Here is a 16,610-nt window from a genome sequence, read left to right as displayed (position 1 = left end):
TGTCGAAGGGTCCGGCACCAGCAAGGGGTACGGGGAGAGAACATGGGCAGGATGCCGAGCTTCGAACGCTCCGCCGTCATCGACGCCGCGCGCGACGTGTTCTGGCGGCGCGGCTACGCCGAGACCGGCATCGCCGAGCTCGAAGAGGCCACGGGCCTCACTCGCTCGAGCATCTACAACGCCTTCGGGAGCAAGCGCGGACTCTTCGACGCGGTGCTCGCCGCCTACCTCGACGACGTCGTCCGCACGCGTCTGCGCCCCCTGGGCGGGGGAGACCCGGGCGCGCTCGAAGCGTACGTCGCCGAGATGGCCGCCGGGATCGCCGCCGACACCCCGCGGGCCCGCCTCGGCTGCCTGCTCTTGAACGCAGGATCCTCGCCGCTCGCGTCCGACCACGCCGACGTCCGCACCCTCGTGTCGGATTACGCGGCCGAGATGCGCGCCGCGATCCGCGCCGCCGTCGCCGACCGTCGCCCCGATCTGACTCCGGATGCCGTCGACGCCCTCGCCGCGGTCTGCGCCTCGCTCGTGGTGGCCGGTCTCACCCTCGCGCGCGCCGACCGTGACGGGGCGATCGCGACCCTGGCATCCATCCCCACGACCCTGGAGTCGTGGGGTCGGAGACTTGAGGCGCGGCCGGCGGTCTGACGCGCTCTAGTGGCTCGTCAATGAGTTGAAGAGCAGGCTCGTGCGCGTGTCGGTGACGCCCGGAACGGCGCGGATGCGTTCGAGGGCGGTATCGAAATCGGACAGGGTCGACGAGCGGAGATGAACGACGAGATCCCACTCGCCGATCGTTGAATGAAGCTCATCGACGTCGGGGAAACCGCGGATCGATCGGATGACCGCCTTGCCCTGATTGGGGGAGATGGACACCATCGACACCCCTCGGATGGCGTTGCGGTCCACGTCATTGCCCAACCGCACGGTGAACGCTTCGATTACGCCGTCCGAGACCATTCTGTCGATCCGTGAGGTGACCGTCGAGCGGTTCACTCCGACCTGTCTTGCCAACTCCGCGACGGGGGTTCGCGCATCTGCGCGTAGCAGTGAGATCAACTTGTGGTCGATTGCATCCGGCATGACGATCAGCTTAATACGACTCCGCATTCCGTTCAGAGACTATGCACAATGTCGTACATCTGTCCGTTGAGTAACCACAGTGCTTACTTCTACCGTTAGACCTGCCTCGCGATCGGTACCCGATCGGTCAGCGTCGCGGCCGAGCCCATCCGGCCTCAAGCCCCTCCCGGAGAGTTGAATGATGAACCCTGTCCTGTGGGCGCTCGTATCGAGCGGTGCATTCGGTCTGAGCGATTTCGTGGGCGGCGCGGCCTCGCGTCGCGCTCCCGCACTGCAGATCGTCCTCATCTCGTACCCCGTGTCTGCGGCCTTGATCGTTCTCCTCGCCTGCATCGTGGGCGGAGAGCCTACGCTCGAGTCGCTCGTGTGGGGTGCAGCCTCAGGGGCGGTGATGGCGGCGGCGATGTGGTCGTTCTACTGGGCTCTGGCACATGGCCCGATGAGCGTCGTCTCCCCGCTGACCGCGGTGATCGTGACCATCCTTCCCGTCTCGGTGGGCATCCTTCAGGGCGAGCGCAACTCGGTGGTGGCGATGGTGGGGGTCGCCGTCGCGATCGTGGCGGTTCTTCTCGTGAGCAAGGAGCCTCGGCGAACCGAATCCGACGGGCGTCGAATGACGTTGCGCATCCTGCTGGTGACGGCAGCCGCCGGCTTTGCCTTCGGATTCAGCTTCATCTTCACGGGTCAGATCGCTTCGGGAACCGGCCTGTGGCCCCTCGTCGCCGCGCGGTCGACCGCGACCGTCGTCATCTTGGCCGCGGCGGTGGCGTCGCGTCAGGTACGCCCGCCCCGCGGGATAGCCCTGGCGGGGGCCGTCACGGTGGGCGCCCTCGACGTGGTCGCGAACACCGCGATGCTCTTCGCGTTTCAAGAGGGCACACTCTCGCTGGGAAGCGCCGTGATCGCGCTGTACCCGGCGGTGACGGTCATCCTCGCCATCTGCATACTCCGCGAACGAGTTGCCTGGTGGCAGACCCTGGGACTCGTGCTCGCGGCAGCCTCCGTCTTCGTCATCAGTATCAACTCGTAAGGATCTCCGTTGTTGCCAGAAAACTACCCCGCAGAGAAACGAGCGGAACCCATCGATGACAGGACGGTGATGATCCATCGGCATCTCGACTACGAAGAAGCCAAGGTCGTCGTCGAACTGATCAAAGACGAGACGACCATCACGGGATACTCCGTGGAGGAATGGATGTCGACGCGTGATGTCGTCGTCTGCGCTGACTCGACGACCGGGGCGCTAATAGGGGTCGCCCTCGTTCATCACCTTCTGCCGGGCTGGTCCGAGATTGCGGTCGTGCTGGTCTTGCCCGAATGGCGGGGTCACGGGGTCGGTGCCCGGCTCGTGAAGTATGTCGCGGAGCACATCGAGCACCTGCGCCGTAAGGCAATCCTGTTTTACTGCCAGGGCTCCATGGAACGCATCGTTCTGCGCTTGGGATTCGACACGTATGCGGACGAGGCCGCCTTCGCGGAGAAATCGTGGCCTCGCAAGGTCTTCATTAAGGCGCTCTATCCGCTGCAGTGGAGGGCCGAAAGCTACAGAAGGCAAGAGATACGCAGGAAGGCGACATCGCTCCAGTGCGATTTCCAGTTCAAGATTGCCGTGCTGGCCCATGTTCGAGGAATTGAGAACTGAGATGGCCGCTAGCTTGAACGTGCCCGATATGAATGTGTGGGGCAATCTCTTCGGAGAGGGCCCGTCGGATCTCCTAACGGAGATCAACTCGTCCGTTCGATTCGACTATCGGCTGATCGAGGAGGACATCGAGGGATCCATCGCCCACGTCAGGATGCTGGGTCACGTCGGTGCACTGCCCGCGCAAGACGCCGCCGAGATCCTCGCCGGTCTGCGCGCTCTCGAAGCCCAGGCGCGGGCCGGTGAGCTTCGCCTGGACCCGTCGCTCGAAGACGTCCATATGAACGTCGAAGATCAACTCCGTCAACTGATCGGCCCTGTCGCAGGGCGTCTTCACACGGCCCGTTCTCGCAACGATCAGGTCGCCCTGGACGCGAAGATGTGGGTGCGAAGGGCCGAGGCTCGGCTGGACCGGCACCTGGCGTTGCTCATCGACACACTCTCGCTGCGAGCGGCTGAGTTCGCGGAGGTCGCCATGCCGGGATTCACTCATCTCCAAGCGGCTCAGCCGGTCAGCTTCGGTCACCATCTGCTCGCGTACGTGGAGATGTTCCTGCGCGACCGAGATCGAATGCGCTCAGCCCACGCGCGGGCTGATGAGTCCCCGCTCGGGGCGGCAGCCCTTGCGGGCACGAGCCACGCGATCGACCCCTTCTTCACCGCGGAAGCACTGGGCTTCTCCTCCCCCATGTGCAACTCCATGGATGCCGTCTCGGATCGCGACTTCATGCTCGACGTGCTGGCGACCGGATCCATATTGGCGACGCACCTCTCGCGACTCGGCGAGGAGCTCGTGCTGTGGTCGACGGCACAATTCGGATACGTCCGGTTGCCCGCAGAACTGGCGGCAGGCTCGTCGATCATGCCGCAGAAGAGGAATCCGGATGTCGCCGAGCTCATTCGCGCCAAGAGCGGTCGCGTCATCGGCAACCTCGTCGCCCTCCTCACGGTCCTCAAGGGACTTCCGCTGTCGTACGGTCGTGATCTCCAGGAGGACAAGGAAGCGCTGTTCGACACGGTTGACACGCTGGACGTCAGCTTGCGCAGTGCCATTGCGTTGATGAGCGGCCTGACCGTCGACACCGCTCGAATGGCGGCTGACGCGACGGTGGGGAACACTCTGGCTACGGATGTCGCCGATTGGCTGGTCGTTCGACACGGGTTGCCGTTCCGGGAGGCGCATCTGTCGGTCGCTCAACTCGTGCGGTCTTTGAGTGAGCGCGGCCAGCAGCTCCACGAGGCGGATCCGGCGTGGATCCGAGCCTTCGCGCCCGTCTTCGGTGATCTGCCGGATGAGGTGTTGACGCTGCAACACTCCCTGGCCAGTCGCACCTCGCCGGGTGGGACGGCGCCCGCGTCGGTCCGTGCCGCCGCGGAAGCAGCGCGTGCCCGTAACCGTTCCCTGATTCCCTTGCCCGGTTTATCGGACGACCGACCCGTTAAGAAGGAGACGGACCAATGAGAGACAAGAAGCGTGTAGTCCTGGCGTACTCGGGCGGTGTCGACACGACCGCATGCATTCCGTACCTGCGCCATCAGATGGGATGTGAATACATCGTTGCCATGGCCGCGGATCTCGGGCAGGGGGGAAGAGCTCTCCGTTTTGCAGCAGAAGGCGATCGCGGCCGGGGCCGACGAGTCGATCGTCTTGGACGTACGCGAGAGATTCGTTGTTGACTTCGGCTTCACCGCGCTGAAGGCGAACGCGATGTACGACCGCCACTACCCACTTTCGTCGGCACTGGGAAGACCTCTCATCGGGGAGCTCCTGGTCGAGACCGCGCGGGCATACGGCTGTGGCTCGGTCGCTCACGGTGCTACCGGGAAGGGAAACGACCAGATCCGCATGGACATGGCCGTACAACTCCTCGATCCGAGCCTCCATATACTCGCACCGGCGCGCGAGTGGCCTTTTTCCCGTTCGGAGACCATCGCCTTCTCGGAAGCGCACGGCATCGCCCCGCACGTGACGAAAGAGCGTCCGTGGGCAATCGACCTGAACGTGCTGGGGCGCAACATCGAAGCGGGCCCCATCGAGGATCTGCTCTGGGAGCCCACCGAAGAAGTGTGGGCGATGACGGCCGGTCCGGATGACACCCCGGACGCGGCCGATTACGTCTCAATCGGCTTCACCCATGGCATCCCGGACAGCATCGACGGGCGAGCGTACGAACCAGTCGACCTGGTGCAGGAGTTGAACCGAATCGCCGGCCGCCATGGTGTCGGGCGCATCGACATGATCGAGAACCGTGTCGTGGGAGTGAAGTCCCGCGAACTCTACGAAGCGCCGGGCGTCTCTGTCCTTCTCCTCGCCCACGCCGAGCTCGAGAACCTCACGCTCCCGCCCGATGTGCTGTCTCAGAAGCACATGATCGATATCGCGTATGCGCACCTGATCTACGAAGGCTTCTGGCACGGCCCGCTTCGAGAGGCGTTTTCCGCGTTCGTCGAGGCAACGCAACGCAACGTGACGGGGGTGATCGGGGTGCGCCTCCACCGCGGATCCGCGCGAGTCGTGACACGGAGCTCAAAGAACTCGTTGTACCGGCACGACCTCGTCACCTACGGTTCGAGTTGCCGGTTCGACGAAACCAGCGCGGTGGGATTCATCGACATCTTCGGTCTCTCATCGAGAGTGTGGGCGTCGGCTCAGGCGCATTCATAGAGACCGAGTGGCGGACGCATCTTCATCGCGGATGTGTCTTTGCGGCGCGCCTCTGCGTACGGGAGGTCAGGCCAGCTTCACCGCCGTGCCGTAGGCCACGACCTCTTGGAAGTTCTGCGCCACCTCGCTCGTGTCGAAGCGCATGGCGATCACCGCGTCGGCGCCGAGCGCCTGCGCCTCCTCGATGAGGCGCTGCTTGGCCTCGTCGCGGCTCTCCTGGAGCTGCTTCGTGAGGCCCTGCAGCTCACCGCCGAAGATCGACTTGAGGCCGGCGCCGAACTGCACGCCGATGTTGCGCGCGCGGACGGTGAGGCCGGTCACCTCCCCGAAGACCTCGGTGATCTGACGGCCGGGGACATCGTTCATCGTCGTGACGAGCATGGGGTCAGTGTGGCAGCGAGGGTGCCGGATGCACCAGACCCGATCAGGCGACCCCTGGATCGGCGCGCGGCACTCCCGTACTGTGCACACGTGTCAGAATCGCGCATCGTCATCGTCTCGGGCGCGCGGACGCCCATCGGCTCGTTCTCGGGCTCGCTCTCCGGTATCGACGCGTACGAGCTCGGGGCCATCGCGGTGACCGAGGCTCTCCGCCGCGCGGGCGTCGAGAAGGACGCGGTCGACGAGGTCGTGATGGGCTGCATCGCGCAGAACGGTCCCGATGCCTACAACGCGCGTCGCGTCGCCCTCGCTGCCGGGCTCCCCACGCGGGTCCCCGCCTTCACAGTTAACCGTCTCTGCGGCTCGGGTCTTCAGGCGATCTGGTCCGCGGCCCAGGAGCTCCGTTGGGGTGGCATCGACGTCGCCGTCGCCGGCGGTGACGAGAGCATGTCGCGCACGCCGTTCCTCGAGTACGGCGCCCGCGGCAACGCCCGTCTCGGCGACCGGACGCTCCTCGACGGGACGCTCGCGATCCTCACCGACCCCTTCAGCGGCCGACACATGGGCACGACGGCCGAGGTCGTGGCATCCCGATACGGAGTCTCGCGCGAGGAGCAGGACGCCTTCGCCGTCGAGAGCCAGCGGCGAGCGGCTCTGGATGCCAGCCGCGCGGCCTTCGCCGAAGAGATCGTGCCCGTGACGACCGGCGGCAAGCGTCCGGTCGAGGTCTCGGTCGACGAGCACCCGCGCCCGGGAACGACTCTCGAGGCGTTGGCGGGGCTGCGCCCCGCGTTCGAGAAGGACGGCTCGGTGACCGCGGGCAACTCCTCCGGCATCAACGACGGTGCCGCGGCGACCGTGCTCATGCGCGAGGACGACGTGCGCGACCGTGGGTTGACCGGTCTCGCGACCCTCGAGGCCGTGACGACCGCCGGCGTCGACCCCGAGATCATGGGGTACGCGCCCGTCCTCGCCCTGCAGCGGCTCTGGGAGCGGACCGGGCTCACCCCCGCCGACGTCGACGTGATCGAGCTCAACGAGGCCTTCGCGGCGCAAGCGGTGGCGGTGATCCGCGACGCCGGCCTCGATCCGGAGAGGGTCAACCCGTACGGCGGCGCGATCGCCCTCGGCCACCCGGTCGGAGCGACGGGCGCGATCCTGACGGTCCGCGCCGCCCTCGACCTGCAGCGCCGCAACATCGAGTACGCGGTCGTGACGATGTGCATCGGCGGCGGTCAGGCGCTCGCGGCGCTGCTGCGGCGGTACTGACGCGGGCGATCTCTCGCGGAGGTGTGAGGCATACTTCGGAGTTCGAGGGCGAGGCGCGGGTTCGCGGCTGCCCGTGCCGGATTTTGTGGGTCGACTCCGGCAGGACGATCCGGCTCGCGGAACGGGCCCTCATCAGGGGACGAAGACGTCTGCGGCGCCTGCGCCCATGAGGAAGAGTCGACCGCCGAAGAGCACCTGCGCGGCGGCCATGCCGATGAGCGAGGCGACGGCGACACTCACCATCGCGTACCGCCAGCCGCGGCCGGTGCGCGGTTGCCGCGGGAACACCGTGAGCCCGAGCGTGAGGACGCCGATGGCGTGCGCCACGAGCAGGGGGACGGTGCCGAACTGAAACCCGAAGCCTGCCATCGTCGTGCCCGCGGAGAGAGCCTTCGGCTGGTCGCTCATTTCCTCCTCGAACGCCATGCCGAACCACAGCCATGACGCGACGGCCATGACCACCCCGAGTGCGCTGAGCACCCAGAACGTCGCCCCCGGCGAGCTGCGTCGCGAGGTGGCCGGGCGTTGTGTGGTCCGTGTCGAGCTCATGGGGTTCAGGGTAGGGCGCGTGACCGCGATACTGAGCGGATGAGTGTTCATCTTCTCGGTGGCGGGCGCGACGTCGCGCGCTGCGGTGCCCTGCTGGAGCCCTTCGTCGCGGAAGCGCGGGAGCGGGCGGGCGATCGCGACCCGGTCATCGCCATGCTGCTCGTACTCGAGGCCGATGACGACAGCTCGGTCGCGCGTTTCCGCAGCGCCCTCGAGGCCGGAGGCGCGGGAAGCATCCGAGTGGAGGCCATCGTCGAGGGAGAGAGCTTCACGGATGCCGCGATCGAGGCCGACGGCGTCTTCGTCGGCGGCGGCCTGACCCCGGCATACCACGATGCGTTCCGCGTCATCCGGGAAGAGCTGCGCGAACGGGTGGCCGGGGGAATGCCGTACGCCGGCTTCTCGGCGGGAGCGGCGATCGCGGCCGAGCGTGCGCTCGTCGGCGGATGGCTGCGCGGCGGCGTCGAGGTCTGCGTGGAGGACGCGGCCGAGGAGCTCGGCGAGCTCGAGGTGCGCCCGGGCCTCGGACTCCTCGGCTTCGCCGTCGACGTCCACGCCGCCCAGTGGGGCACCCTTTCGCGTCTCGTCGCCGCGGTCGACGCGGGCCTCGTTACCGACGGCGTGGCGATCGACGAGAACACGGCCCTGGTGGTTTCGGCGCAGGCGGCCCCGGCCGTGCGTGGCAGCGGGCAGGTCTGGCGCGTCGAGTCCGCGGCATCCGGGGTTCTGGTTCAGCTGCTCCGCGCCTGACGGCGGCCCCCGGGACAGAAACGGCCCCCACCCGCCAGGGTGAGGGCCGCTTCGGTTCGGCGTGTCAGACCGTGCGCCGCCGCCGCAGGGCGAAGGCGAGGCCGCCCGCGACCACGAGGAACCCGCCCGCGAGGGCCACGCCCCACGGAGCCTCCGCGCCCGTGTTCGCGAGCTTGCCGCCGGGGTTCGTGGGCTGCCCCGGAGCGGCGGGAGCGGGCGTCGGCTGGGCGCCGGGGTCCTCGCCCGGCGTCGCGTCCGAGGCGAGCACGGCCCGCCCGAGTGGCGCCGGGTCGACCACGGGGGTCGCCTCGAAGTACGCGAGCGTCGCGTCGAGGTCGATCTGGCCGGTGTCGGTGCGGTCGGTTCCTGCCGCGAAGGTCGGGAACCCGTCGCCGCCGTTCGCGAGGAACGAGTTCGTCACGACCGTGAACGTGTCGGTGTCGGCGATCGGCTTGCCCTGGTACGCCATCGACACGACCGAGCCCACCCGCGGGTTCGTCGGGTCCTGCGTGTAGGTGTACGTGAAGCCGTCGGAGACCCCGAGGTGCAGCTTCGGTCGATCGCCCTCGGCCTTCCACTGCTCGTTCAGGATGCCGCGCAGCTGCTCGCCCGTCAGCGTCACCGTCACGAGGGTGTTGGCGAAGGGCTGCACGAGAGCGGCCTCCTTGTAGGTGACCACCCCGTCGTCGCCCTTCAGCAGGTCGGCGCGCAGGCCACCGGGGTTCATGAGCGCGATTCGCGCCTTCGTCCCGGCGTAGGCGGGGTTCTCCGAGGTCGCCCACAGGTAGACGTCGGCGACCCAGTTGCCCATCGACGACTCGACGCCGCGGTCGGCTCCCGAGGGGGTTCCGCCGCGCAGGATGTCGCCGCTGATCTCGCCGACCGGCTTCGCGCCGATGACGTCGGCCTGTGCGACGTAGCCGGCGACCTTCGCCTCGATCTCGGCATCCGGAGCGAAAGCGCCCGCGAGCGGGAACGTCGTTCCGGTGAGGGATGCCAGCGAGTCAGTGCGCGTGTCCCACGTGAGCGACAGCTGGCCCATGGCCTTGCCGTACTCGTACGCCTGGATCACCGGGCGGGTGCGGTCGGTGCCCGCCACCGGCAGGTCGCACGCGTACGTCTGGTGCGTGTGCGCCGAGACGATCGCGTCGATCTCGGGCGAGGCGTTGACGGCGAGGTTGCCGAAGCCCGACTGGTCGGCGGCGATCGCGGCGCAGTCGTCGGAGACGGCGGCGCCCGAGTGCGTCAGCAGCACGATCACGTCGGCGAGGTCGCCCCGCGTGATCTCGTCGGCGACGCGGTTCGCCGCTTCGAGCTGGTCGCCGAACTCCAGGTCGGCGATACCGGCCGGGTCGACCATGGTCGCGGTGTCGGGGGTGACGGTGCCGATGAAGGCCACGCGCACGCCGTCGACGTCCTTGATCGCGTACTCGTCGAGCGCGGGCTCTTTCGTGCCCTTCTTGTACACGTTCGCGCCGAGACCGTACTCCCCGCCGCCGTACTCGGGCAGCACCCGGTCGGTGAGGTCGGCGAAGCCGCGGTCGAACTCGTGGTTGCCCACGGCCGATACGTCGAGACCGGACGCCCTCAGCGTGTCGATCGTCGGCGAATCGTTCTGGATGAGCGAGGTGAAGGTCGACGCGCCGATGTTGTCACCCGCCGAGACGAAGAGCGTGTTCGGGTTGGCGGCTTCCTTGGCCTTCACGGCGCCCGCGATGACGGCCGCGCCGGCCTCGCCCTGCGAGCCCGCTTCGAGGCGGCCGTGGAAGTCGTTGACCGTCAGGATGTCGATGTTCTTCACCGTCGGGTTCGAGACCTCGAACAGCGTCGTGGTGCCCGACACCTCGTTGCCGACGGCGACCAGCGGTCGCCCCGTGGGAGACGCGTCGGCGGGGATGAAGTCGACTCCCTCGGGGCCGAGGTCGCCGGCCTTCGCCAGCAGCTCGCGGTCGGCGGTCTCGTCGCCGGTGAGCTGGTCTTCCATCGACACCGAGAAGTCGCGGTTGTTCACATATCCCGCGTAGGCGGCCTTCGTCGGGTCGGTGATGTCGTACGTCATCACGCCGCCGACGCGCTCGAGACCGATGAACGCGTACGTGCGCCCGTCGACCTCGCCGATCGCGAGGTTCTCGGGCTCGGGACCCTTGTCGTCGCTGCGTCCCTCGAGGTTCGAGGCCGAGTGGTTCGAGTTGAAGAAGCCCGGGTTCGCGTCGTGCGTGATGCGCTCGAAGTCCGCGCCGGAATCGAACATCTGCGCGCCGTCGGCGTTCCACACCGAGAAACCGCGGCCGCCGAACGTGTAGAGCTCGGCGTAGCAGCTGCCGTCGGCGTTCAGTCCCATGTCGGTCGCGACGTTGAGGCGGCCGAGGTCGGCGTCGTCGAGCGAGCCGGCCAGCGGGCTGTCGGCGCAGACGGGCGCGAGACCATCCTCACCGAGATCCTTCACGCGGGCCGTGTCGTTGAAGTCGCCCCACTCGCGGCCGTCGCCCTCGTTGGCGGTGACGAGGTAGGTCTCGCCGTTCGTCTCGTACGCCTGGATGCCGTCGGGCATGTACATGCCGTACAGGCCCGGGTAGCTCTTCTCGTTGGAGGTCGGAGCGTCCTCGGGGTCGCGGTCGCTCGCGTCGAGCGTCTCGACGCCGTAGTCCTTGTACCCGAGGGGACGGATGCCACTGACCTCCGCCGACGCCAGGTCGACGATCGCGATCGCGTTGGCTTCCTGCAGCGCGACGTACGCGGTCCCCCCGGCGATCGCGACGTACTCGGGCTCGAGGTTGCGGCTGACGCGGTTCGCGGCGAGCGGGGTGTCGCCCTGGTCGGGGGCGGCGACGTCGGGACCGAAGACGCGGACGGCGGGGTCGAGGGTCTTCGATCCGCCCTTCTCGAACGCTCCGAACCCGGCCGTGCGCACGGCATCCTGGCTCGGGGCCGCTTTCTCGGCGGGGAGGGTGACGATCCCGACCGAGCCCTCGGGGTCGACCGAGAAGTCGTCGGCGGGCTCGCCCTCGTTCGCGACGACGGCGACCGTGCCGTCGGCCGAGATCGTGACCATGTCTGGGAGGGCTCCGACGGTGACCTCTCCGAGAACGGTCGGCTCGGCGGCATCCGCGTCGAAGAACACGAGGCGGCCGGGCGCGGTCTTGTCGGTGTCCTCGAGGGCGATGACGCCCAGGCCGTCTTCGCGCACCGCGAGCGAGTTCGCCACGCCCGTCCCCGTGATCGAGTACAGCTTCGTGGGGGCCGCGGGGCTGCTCATATCGAGCACGTCGACGGCGCCGGCCTGCGCGTTCACGACGAACAGGCGGTTCTTGTAGGCGTGGACGATCTCGGCGGCCGACTGGTCGAACACGCCCGTCTCGTAGGTGCCGATCGGGCGGAGGCTCACCGCACTGTCGGCGGGAGCGTCGCGAATCGGGTCGGGAACGATCGCGGCGGACGCCGCGGTGGCGCTCGAGAGCGCGAGCGCGCAGACGGCCGCGGTCGTCGCGGTCAGCGCGACGGTACGGCGAAGGAAGGGCGAAGGCATGGCTGTGTCCTCGGGGCAGGGGATCGACGCACCGCGGGGGCGGCACACCGGACGCCGCGGGGGCGGCGGACGCGCCGAGTCTGGCCGCGGTCCGTGACGCTCGGATGAACGAGAGGCGAACGCTCGCACGCGCGCCCGCTCCCGTGCGAGGCGGTCTAGCCTGGGCGCATGACGGAGCCTTCCGGTGCCCACGCCGACGAACCGCATCGCCAGGGCCTCGCCCAACGACTGAACGGCCTTCGTGCCGGAGTGCTCGGTGCGAACGACGGCATCGTGTCGACCGCCGCGGTCGTCGTCGGCGTCGCGGGAGCGACGAGCGAGGTGGGGCCCGTGCTCGTCGCCGGGCTCGCCGCCCTCGTGGGCGGTGCCGTGTCGATGGCGCTCGGCGAGTACGTCTCGGTCTCGAGCCAGCGCGACAGCGAGCGGGCGCTCATCCAGGAGGAACGCCGCGAGCTCGCGGAGGATCCGGATGCCGAGTTCGCCGAGCTCGTCGGGTTGTACGAGGCCCAGGGGCTCACGCGCGACACGGCGACCCGCGTGGCGACCGAGCTGACGGCATCCGATGCCCTGAAAGCGCATCTGTCGATCGAGCTGAACATCGATGCCGACGACGTCGTGAGCCCGTGGACCGCCGCGCTGGCGTCCGCGGTGGCTTTCACGATCGGCGCGCTGCTGCCTCTCGCGACGATCCTGCTCGCGCCGGTGGAGGTGCGGGTTCCCCTGACGTTCGCGGCGGTGCTTGTCGCGCTGGCCGTCACGGGGTACGTGGCCGCGTGGATCGGCGGCGCTCGACGTGGTCGCTCGATCCTGCGCACGGTGATCGGCGGCGCGCTCGCGCTCGGGGCGACGTATCTCGTGGGGTCGTTGTTCGGCGTGGCGGCGGGGTAGCGCTCAGGATCTCAGCCGGCGATCGAGGCGTTGGCCAGGCGGTTGTCGCTCTGCACGTCGATGAGGATCACGTGGCCGAAGAACAGGTCGCCGTCGTCGAAGTACGCAGTGGCCGAGCCGTCGGCGGCGATGCTCAGCTCGCTCAGGCGGATCCGCTCCGCGAACGTCTCCCGGGTGATCGGTTCCGGAGCCGGCGCGTCGTCGTCCTCGTCCTCCTCCTGCCAGTCGTTCGCGAGGTCGGTGAGCTCCTCGGCGGCGAAGGCGCGCCAGCGGGCGTCGACGTCCGGCATCTCGGCGAGCAGCGCCCGCAAGCGGGCGAGGGACCCCTCGCAGGTCTCGGCGCCCTCGGCAGCGTCATCGTCGATGCTCAGGCTGACCGATACCTGTTCCCCCGCCCACTCGATCCCGCCCGAGAACCACCCGTAGGGACGATCGAGGGTGAACTCGCCGAGCTCGGTGGCAAGGACGACGGGGCGGAGCCACCGGTCGCGCCGGTCGTCGAGCGCGGGGACGCGCAGGTCGCGCTCGATCACCTCGTCGAGCGCGAAATGGTGCGAGAGGTCGCGCACAGGGAGGTTGTACTTCGCGTACTCCGCCGCGTCCGGAGTGGCGCGACGGACCCGCACGCGGTATTGCGTCAGGGCCTCGAGGTCGTGGATCCACCCGTCGCGTTCCGCGTCGGTGGCGAGCCACGACAATCGCCCCTCTTCGGTGACCACGGCGCCGGATCCGTCGACGTACGCGAGGACGTCCGCGGACGGTGTCCACAGCTCCGCGCCGCCCGCTTTCCCCGCCCCTCCGACGCTCTGGCCGGTCAAGACGACGATCTCGATGGACTCCGCGGCGTGACGGCGGTCGAATTCGGCTCGCTCTTGCTGCTCAGGCATGCCGTCGAGGGTACCGACTCGCGAATCATCGCAAGCCCTCCCATTTAGTAGGACGTCCATGTAATCTGTGAGGGCGACGACGCCGTCGCCCCACGAAGGAGAGCCGCATGGACACCACCCCTGCTCCCGCGCTCGACGCCCCGCCCGCCGGTACCCTCTCGGCGGATGAGCGCGAAGCCATCCTCGAAGCCGTCCGTGACTTCGCCGCGACCGAGCTCGCCCCCCACAGCCTGGAATGGGATGCCGAGAAGCACTTCCCCCGCGATGTCCTGCGCCGCGCAGGCGAGCTGGGCCTCGGCGGTGTGTACGTGCAGGACGACGTCGGGGGCGCGGGCCTGTCACGCGCCGACGCGGTCGCCATCTTCGAGGAGCTCGCCTACGGCGACCCCACCGTGACGGCCTACATCACGATCCACAACATGGTCGCCTGGATGGTCGACGCCTACGGCACCGACGCCCAGCGTCAGCGCTGGCTGCCGGGCCTCGTCGCGATGGACGACCTCGGTGCCTACTGCCTCACCGAGCCCGGCGCGGGATCCGATGCGGCGGCGATCACGACCTCGGCGATCCGCCACGGTGACACCTACGTGCTCACGGGCGTGAAGCAGTTCATCTCGGGTGCCGGAGAGGCATCCGTCTACGTCGTCATGGCCCGCACGGGCGAGCCGGGCGCGCGGGGGATCAGTGCATTCCTCGTTCCCGCCGACGCTGCGGGGCTGTCTTTCGGCCCCCTCGAGAAGAAGATGGGCTGGAACGCCCAACCGACCCGTCAGGTCGTCCTCGACGAGGTGCGCGTTCCCGCCGAGAACCTCCTGGGCGGGGAAGGCCGCGGCTTCTCGATCGCCATGACGGCGCTCAACGGCGGCCGACTGAACATCGCCACCTGCTCGATCGGCGGGGCGCGCTGGGCGCTGGATCGCGCGATCACCTACGTCCACGAGCGCTTCACGTTCGGCGAGGCGCTCGCCGAGAAGCAGTCCGTCGTCTTCGCCGTGGCAGACATGGCGACCGAGCTCGAGGCGGCGCGTCTGCTCGTGCGCGATGCGGCGACGGCGCTGGACGCGAAGAACCCCGACACCGCGACCCGCTGCGCGATGGCCAAACGATTCGCGACGGACGTCGGGTTCCGCGTCGCGAACGAGGCCCTGCAGTTGCACGGCGGCTACGGCTACCTGCAGGACTACGGCATCGAGAAGGTCGTGCGCGATCTACGCGTGCACCAGATCCTCGAGGGCACGAACGAGATCATGCGTCTCATCGTCGGTCGGAGCGTTCTGGCCGCGTGACGTCGAGTCCCCCGGCGATGTCGGGGGAGCGTGGGAGCATGCCAGAGCGGGTCGTCCGCGCCGACAGAACGGGAGTGACATGACGGATCAGGATGCCGGTTACGAGACGATCCGCGTCGAGCAGCGGGCTCGCGTCGGGTGGATCACCCTCGACCGCCCCGAGGCGCTGAACGCGTTGAACACACGCACCATGCACGAGGTGGTCGCCGCGGCCGAGGTGTTCGACGCCGATGAGGGCGTCGGCGCGATCGTCGTGACCGGAAGCGAGAAGGCGTTCGCGGCCGGAGCCGACATCAAAGAGATGGAGGGTAAGTCCAGCGTCGAGATGACCCTGACCGATCACTTCGGCGGCTGGTCGCGTTTCGCCGCGGTCCGCACGCCCGTGGTCGCCGCGGTCTCGGGTTACGCCCTCGGCGGCGGCTGCGAGCTCGCGCTCATGTGCGACGTGATCCTGGCCTCGGACCGCGCGAGGTTCGGCCAGCCCGAGGTGCAGCTGGGCGTGATCCCGGGCATGGGCGGGACGCAGCGGCTCGTGCGTGCCCTGGGGTACTACAAGGCGGCTGAACTCGTCTTGACCGGCCGGATGATCGACGCGGCCGAGGCGGAGCGGGTCGGGCTGGTGTCGCGCGTCGTGCCCGGGGCCGACCTGCTCGAGGAGGCGCAGACGGTCGCCGAGACGATCGCCGCGAAGCCGCTCCCGGCCCTCTACGCGGCGAAGGCCGCGCTCGACGCCGCGCTCGAGACCTCTCTCGCCGAGGGCCTCCGCTTCGAGCGCCAGGCGTTCGCCGGTCTTTTCGACACGGCCGATCAGAAGGAGGGGATGGCGGCGTTCCGCGAGAAGCGGGCACCGTCGTTCACCCACCGATGATCGCGACGACGGGTCGGCCCCGCGCCCGATCGGCCGCGATACGCGCGGCCACGGGCGGGTGTCAGAGCGGGTCGGGCACCGGGGCGGGGTCGGCGAAGTCGCCGGCTCCCTTGCGAAAGCGCGCGATGATCCGCACGAGCGCGGTCGCGTCGTCGTCGGCGAGTCCGAGATCCGCGAAGACGGTGTTCAGCGCCGCGGTAGCCTCGTCCACGCGTCGTCGCCCGTCTTCGGTCAGGGCGAGCAGCGCTGCGCGCCCGTCGGTGGGGTGCGGTTCGCGCGAGACGAGGCCGTCGCGGGTCAGCCGGTCGACCGTGTTCGTGACGCTCGTCGGATGCACCTGCAACCGGGCGATCGCGCTGGCCATCGGCATCCGTCCCTCCCTCGTGAAGGCGAGCAGCCGCAGCATCTCGAAGCGCGAGAACGACAGGTCGAAGGGCTTCAGCGCCCGGTCGATGGATGCCATGAGCAACTGGTGCGCCCGGATCACCGAGGTCACGACCGTCATGCCGTCGGCGGCGTCGTCCCACCCGTGCGCGAGCCACTGGCGTTTGGCCTCGGCGATGGGGTCGACCGGCAGTCGTCGCGTCATGGGGCCTCCTCGCGTTTCACGGTACCGCGCGGTCGGCATCCGCGTTGCGGGGTGGGTGCCGGGCGGCGAGCGGTGGCCGGGCGGCGAGCGGTGGTCGGGCGGCGAGCGGTGGCTGAGCCGGTCGAAGCTTCCGCGGGCGTCGAACGGGTGTCCGGTCCCTTCGACGGGCTCAGGGACCTGTGTTGTGCGGTGGTGGCTGAGCGTGTCGAAGCCTCCGCGGGCGTCGC

General features: G+C 68.8%; 17 protein-coding genes. 11 read left to right on the top strand and 6 right to left on the bottom strand.

Features of this window, described 5'->3' with window-relative positions:
- The coding region (locus P2P98_RS11630; protein ID WP_275799966.1) for a TetR/AcrR family transcriptional regulator at positions 1 to 648 on the top strand (648 nt) is incomplete at its 5' end.
- Positions 649 to 654: 6 nt separating this feature from the next.
- On the opposite strand, the gene P2P98_RS11625 is transcribed toward P2P98_RS11630, so the two are convergent.
- The gene (locus tag P2P98_RS11625) at positions 655 to 1,083 is read right to left on the bottom strand and encodes an Lrp/AsnC family transcriptional regulator (RefSeq protein WP_275799965.1); all 429 of its coding nucleotides are present in this window, start codon (positions 1,081 to 1,083) and stop codon (positions 655 to 657) included.
- A 178-nt stretch (positions 1,084 to 1,261) separates the two neighbouring features.
- Here P2P98_RS11625 and P2P98_RS11620 point away from each other — a divergent pair, with 178 nt between their 5' ends.
- From P2P98_RS11620 to P2P98_RS11605, 5 genes are read left to right on the top strand one after another with little or no spacing between them, the layout of a single operon-like run.
- A complete protein-coding gene (locus tag P2P98_RS11620) occupies positions 1,262 to 2,113 on the top strand; it encodes a DMT family transporter (RefSeq protein ID WP_275799963.1) in 852 nt (283 codons plus the stop codon).
- A gap of 12 nt (positions 2,114 to 2,125) precedes the next feature.
- The gene (locus P2P98_RS11615) at positions 2,126 to 2,725 is read left to right on the top strand and encodes a GNAT family N-acetyltransferase (protein WP_275799961.1); all 600 of its coding nucleotides are present in this window, start codon (positions 2,126 to 2,128) and stop codon (positions 2,723 to 2,725) included.
- 28 nt (positions 2,726 to 2,753) lie between these two features.
- On the top strand, positions 2,754 to 4,187 hold the full coding sequence (gene argH / locus P2P98_RS11610; RefSeq protein WP_275799971.1) for an argininosuccinate lyase: 1,434 nt from the start codon (positions 2,754 to 2,756) through the stop codon (positions 4,185 to 4,187).
- On the top strand, positions 4,184 to 4,402 hold the full coding sequence (locus P2P98_RS19230) for an argininosuccinate synthase domain-containing protein (protein ID WP_345799720.1): 219 nt from the start codon (positions 4,184 to 4,186) through the stop codon (positions 4,400 to 4,402). Before argH ends, P2P98_RS19230 begins: the two co-directional genes overlap by 4 nt.
- A complete protein-coding gene (locus tag P2P98_RS11605) occupies positions 4,329 to 5,390 on the top strand; it encodes an argininosuccinate synthase (RefSeq protein WP_345799719.1) in 1,062 nt (353 codons plus the stop codon). Before P2P98_RS19230 ends, P2P98_RS11605 begins: the two co-directional genes overlap by 74 nt.
- 66 nt (positions 5,391 to 5,456) lie before the next feature.
- Here the strand turns inward: P2P98_RS11605 and P2P98_RS11600 are convergent, their stop codons facing one another.
- Entirely contained in the window at positions 5,457 to 5,771 is a 315-nt protein-coding gene (locus P2P98_RS11600) for a YbjQ family protein (RefSeq protein WP_058597600.1), read from the bottom strand.
- Between the two features lie 90 nt (positions 5,772 to 5,861).
- Between P2P98_RS11600 and P2P98_RS11595 the strand changes: the two genes are divergently transcribed.
- A complete protein-coding gene (locus tag P2P98_RS11595) occupies positions 5,862 to 7,040 on the top strand; it encodes a thiolase family protein (protein WP_275799960.1) in 1,179 nt (392 codons plus the stop codon).
- Positions 7,041 to 7,172: 132 nt separating this feature from the next.
- Here the strand turns inward: P2P98_RS11595 and P2P98_RS11590 are convergent, their stop codons facing one another.
- Entirely contained in the window at positions 7,173 to 7,589 is a 417-nt protein-coding gene (locus P2P98_RS11590; RefSeq protein ID WP_275799959.1) for a hypothetical protein, read from the bottom strand.
- A 39-nt stretch (positions 7,590 to 7,628) separates the two neighbouring features.
- Here P2P98_RS11590 and P2P98_RS11585 point away from each other — a divergent pair, with 39 nt between their 5' ends.
- Positions 7,629 to 8,339, top strand: a complete 711-nt coding sequence (locus P2P98_RS11585) for a Type 1 glutamine amidotransferase-like domain-containing protein (protein WP_275799958.1) — start codon at positions 7,629 to 7,631, stop codon at positions 8,337 to 8,339.
- 64 nt (positions 8,340 to 8,403) lie between these two features.
- Here the strand turns inward: P2P98_RS11585 and P2P98_RS11580 are convergent, their stop codons facing one another.
- The gene (locus P2P98_RS11580) at positions 8,404 to 11,865 is read right to left on the bottom strand and encodes a choice-of-anchor I family protein (RefSeq protein WP_275799956.1); all 3,462 of its coding nucleotides are present in this window, start codon (positions 11,863 to 11,865) and stop codon (positions 8,404 to 8,406) included.
- A 168-nt stretch (positions 11,866 to 12,033) separates the two neighbouring features.
- On the opposite strand from P2P98_RS11580, the gene P2P98_RS11575 reads away from it, so the two are divergent.
- Positions 12,034 to 12,753 (top strand): VIT family protein, encoded by a 720-nt coding sequence (locus P2P98_RS11575; RefSeq protein WP_275799955.1) that lies wholly within the window; start codon positions 12,034 to 12,036, stop codon positions 12,751 to 12,753.
- A gap of 11 nt (positions 12,754 to 12,764) precedes the next feature.
- Here P2P98_RS11575 and P2P98_RS11570 read toward each other — a convergent pair whose 3' ends face one another.
- Positions 12,765 to 13,640, bottom strand: a complete 876-nt coding sequence (locus tag P2P98_RS11570; protein ID WP_275799954.1) for a DUF2262 domain-containing protein — start codon at positions 13,638 to 13,640, stop codon at positions 12,765 to 12,767.
- Positions 13,641 to 13,747: 107 nt separating this feature from the next.
- Between P2P98_RS11570 and P2P98_RS11565 the strand changes: the two genes are divergently transcribed.
- Both P2P98_RS11565 and P2P98_RS11560 read left to right on the top strand, forming a co-directional pair.
- Positions 13,748 to 14,926 carry an acyl-CoA dehydrogenase family protein gene (locus P2P98_RS11565; RefSeq protein ID WP_275799952.1) on the top strand — a complete coding sequence of 393 codons (1,179 nt, stop codon included), beginning with the start codon at positions 13,748 to 13,750 and terminating at the stop codon, positions 14,924 to 14,926.
- A gap of 79 nt (positions 14,927 to 15,005) precedes the next feature.
- Positions 15,006 to 15,794, top strand: a complete 789-nt coding sequence (locus P2P98_RS11560; protein ID WP_275799950.1) for an enoyl-CoA hydratase-related protein — start codon at positions 15,006 to 15,008, stop codon at positions 15,792 to 15,794.
- A 61-nt stretch (positions 15,795 to 15,855) separates the two neighbouring features.
- On the opposite strand, the gene P2P98_RS11555 is transcribed toward P2P98_RS11560, so the two are convergent.
- Positions 15,856 to 16,383: a MarR family transcriptional regulator gene (locus tag P2P98_RS11555; protein ID WP_275799948.1), complete on the bottom strand. Its 528-nt coding sequence runs from the start codon at positions 16,381 to 16,383 to the stop codon at positions 15,856 to 15,858.
- Positions 16,384 to 16,610: the final 227 nt, after the last annotated feature.

It is taken from the genome of Microbacterium sp. Kw_RZR3, from assembly GCF_029222405.1.
In the GTDB taxonomy this organism is placed as follows: domain Bacteria; phylum Actinomycetota; class Actinomycetes; order Actinomycetales; family Microbacteriaceae; genus Microbacterium.
Note: the sequence above shows the minus strand (reverse complement) of the source record. Positions and strands in the feature narration are given on the sequence as shown.

Coding starts and splice junctions, on each gene's coding strand:
- P2P98_RS11580 (WP_275799956.1), bottom strand. CDS start 11,865: ATGCCTTCGCCCTTCCTTCGCCGTACCGTCGCGCTGACCGCGACGACC.
- P2P98_RS11575 (WP_275799955.1), top strand. CDS start 12,034: ATGACGGAGCCTTCCGGTGCCCACGCCGACGAACCGCATCGCCAGGGC.
- P2P98_RS11565 (WP_275799952.1), top strand. CDS start 13,748: ATGGACACCACCCCTGCTCCCGCGCTCGACGCCCCGCCCGCCGGTACC.
- P2P98_RS11555 (WP_275799948.1), bottom strand. CDS start 16,383: ATGACGCGACGACTGCCGGTCGACCCCATCGCCGAGGCCAAACGCCAG.
- P2P98_RS11620 (WP_275799963.1), top strand. CDS start 1,262: ATGATGAACCCTGTCCTGTGGGCGCTCGTATCGAGCGGTGCATTCGGT.
- P2P98_RS11600 (WP_058597600.1), bottom strand. CDS start 5,771: ATGCTCGTCACGACGATGAACGATGTCCCCGGCCGTCAGATCACCGAG.
- P2P98_RS11625 (WP_275799965.1), bottom strand. CDS start 1,083: ATGCCGGATGCAATCGACCACAAGTTGATCTCACTGCTACGCGCAGAT.
- P2P98_RS11585 (WP_275799958.1), top strand. CDS start 7,629: ATGAGTGTTCATCTTCTCGGTGGCGGGCGCGACGTCGCGCGCTGCGGT.
- P2P98_RS19230 (WP_345799720.1), top strand. CDS start 4,184: ATGAGAGACAAGAAGCGTGTAGTCCTGGCGTACTCGGGCGGTGTCGAC.
- P2P98_RS11560 (WP_275799950.1), top strand. CDS start 15,006: ATGACGGATCAGGATGCCGGTTACGAGACGATCCGCGTCGAGCAGCGG.
- P2P98_RS11570 (WP_275799954.1), bottom strand. CDS start 13,640: ATGCCTGAGCAGCAAGAGCGAGCCGAATTCGACCGCCGTCACGCCGCG.
- argH (WP_275799971.1), top strand. CDS start 2,754: ATGAATGTGTGGGGCAATCTCTTCGGAGAGGGCCCGTCGGATCTCCTA.
- P2P98_RS11590 (WP_275799959.1), bottom strand. CDS start 7,589: ATGAGCTCGACACGGACCACACAACGCCCGGCCACCTCGCGACGCAGC.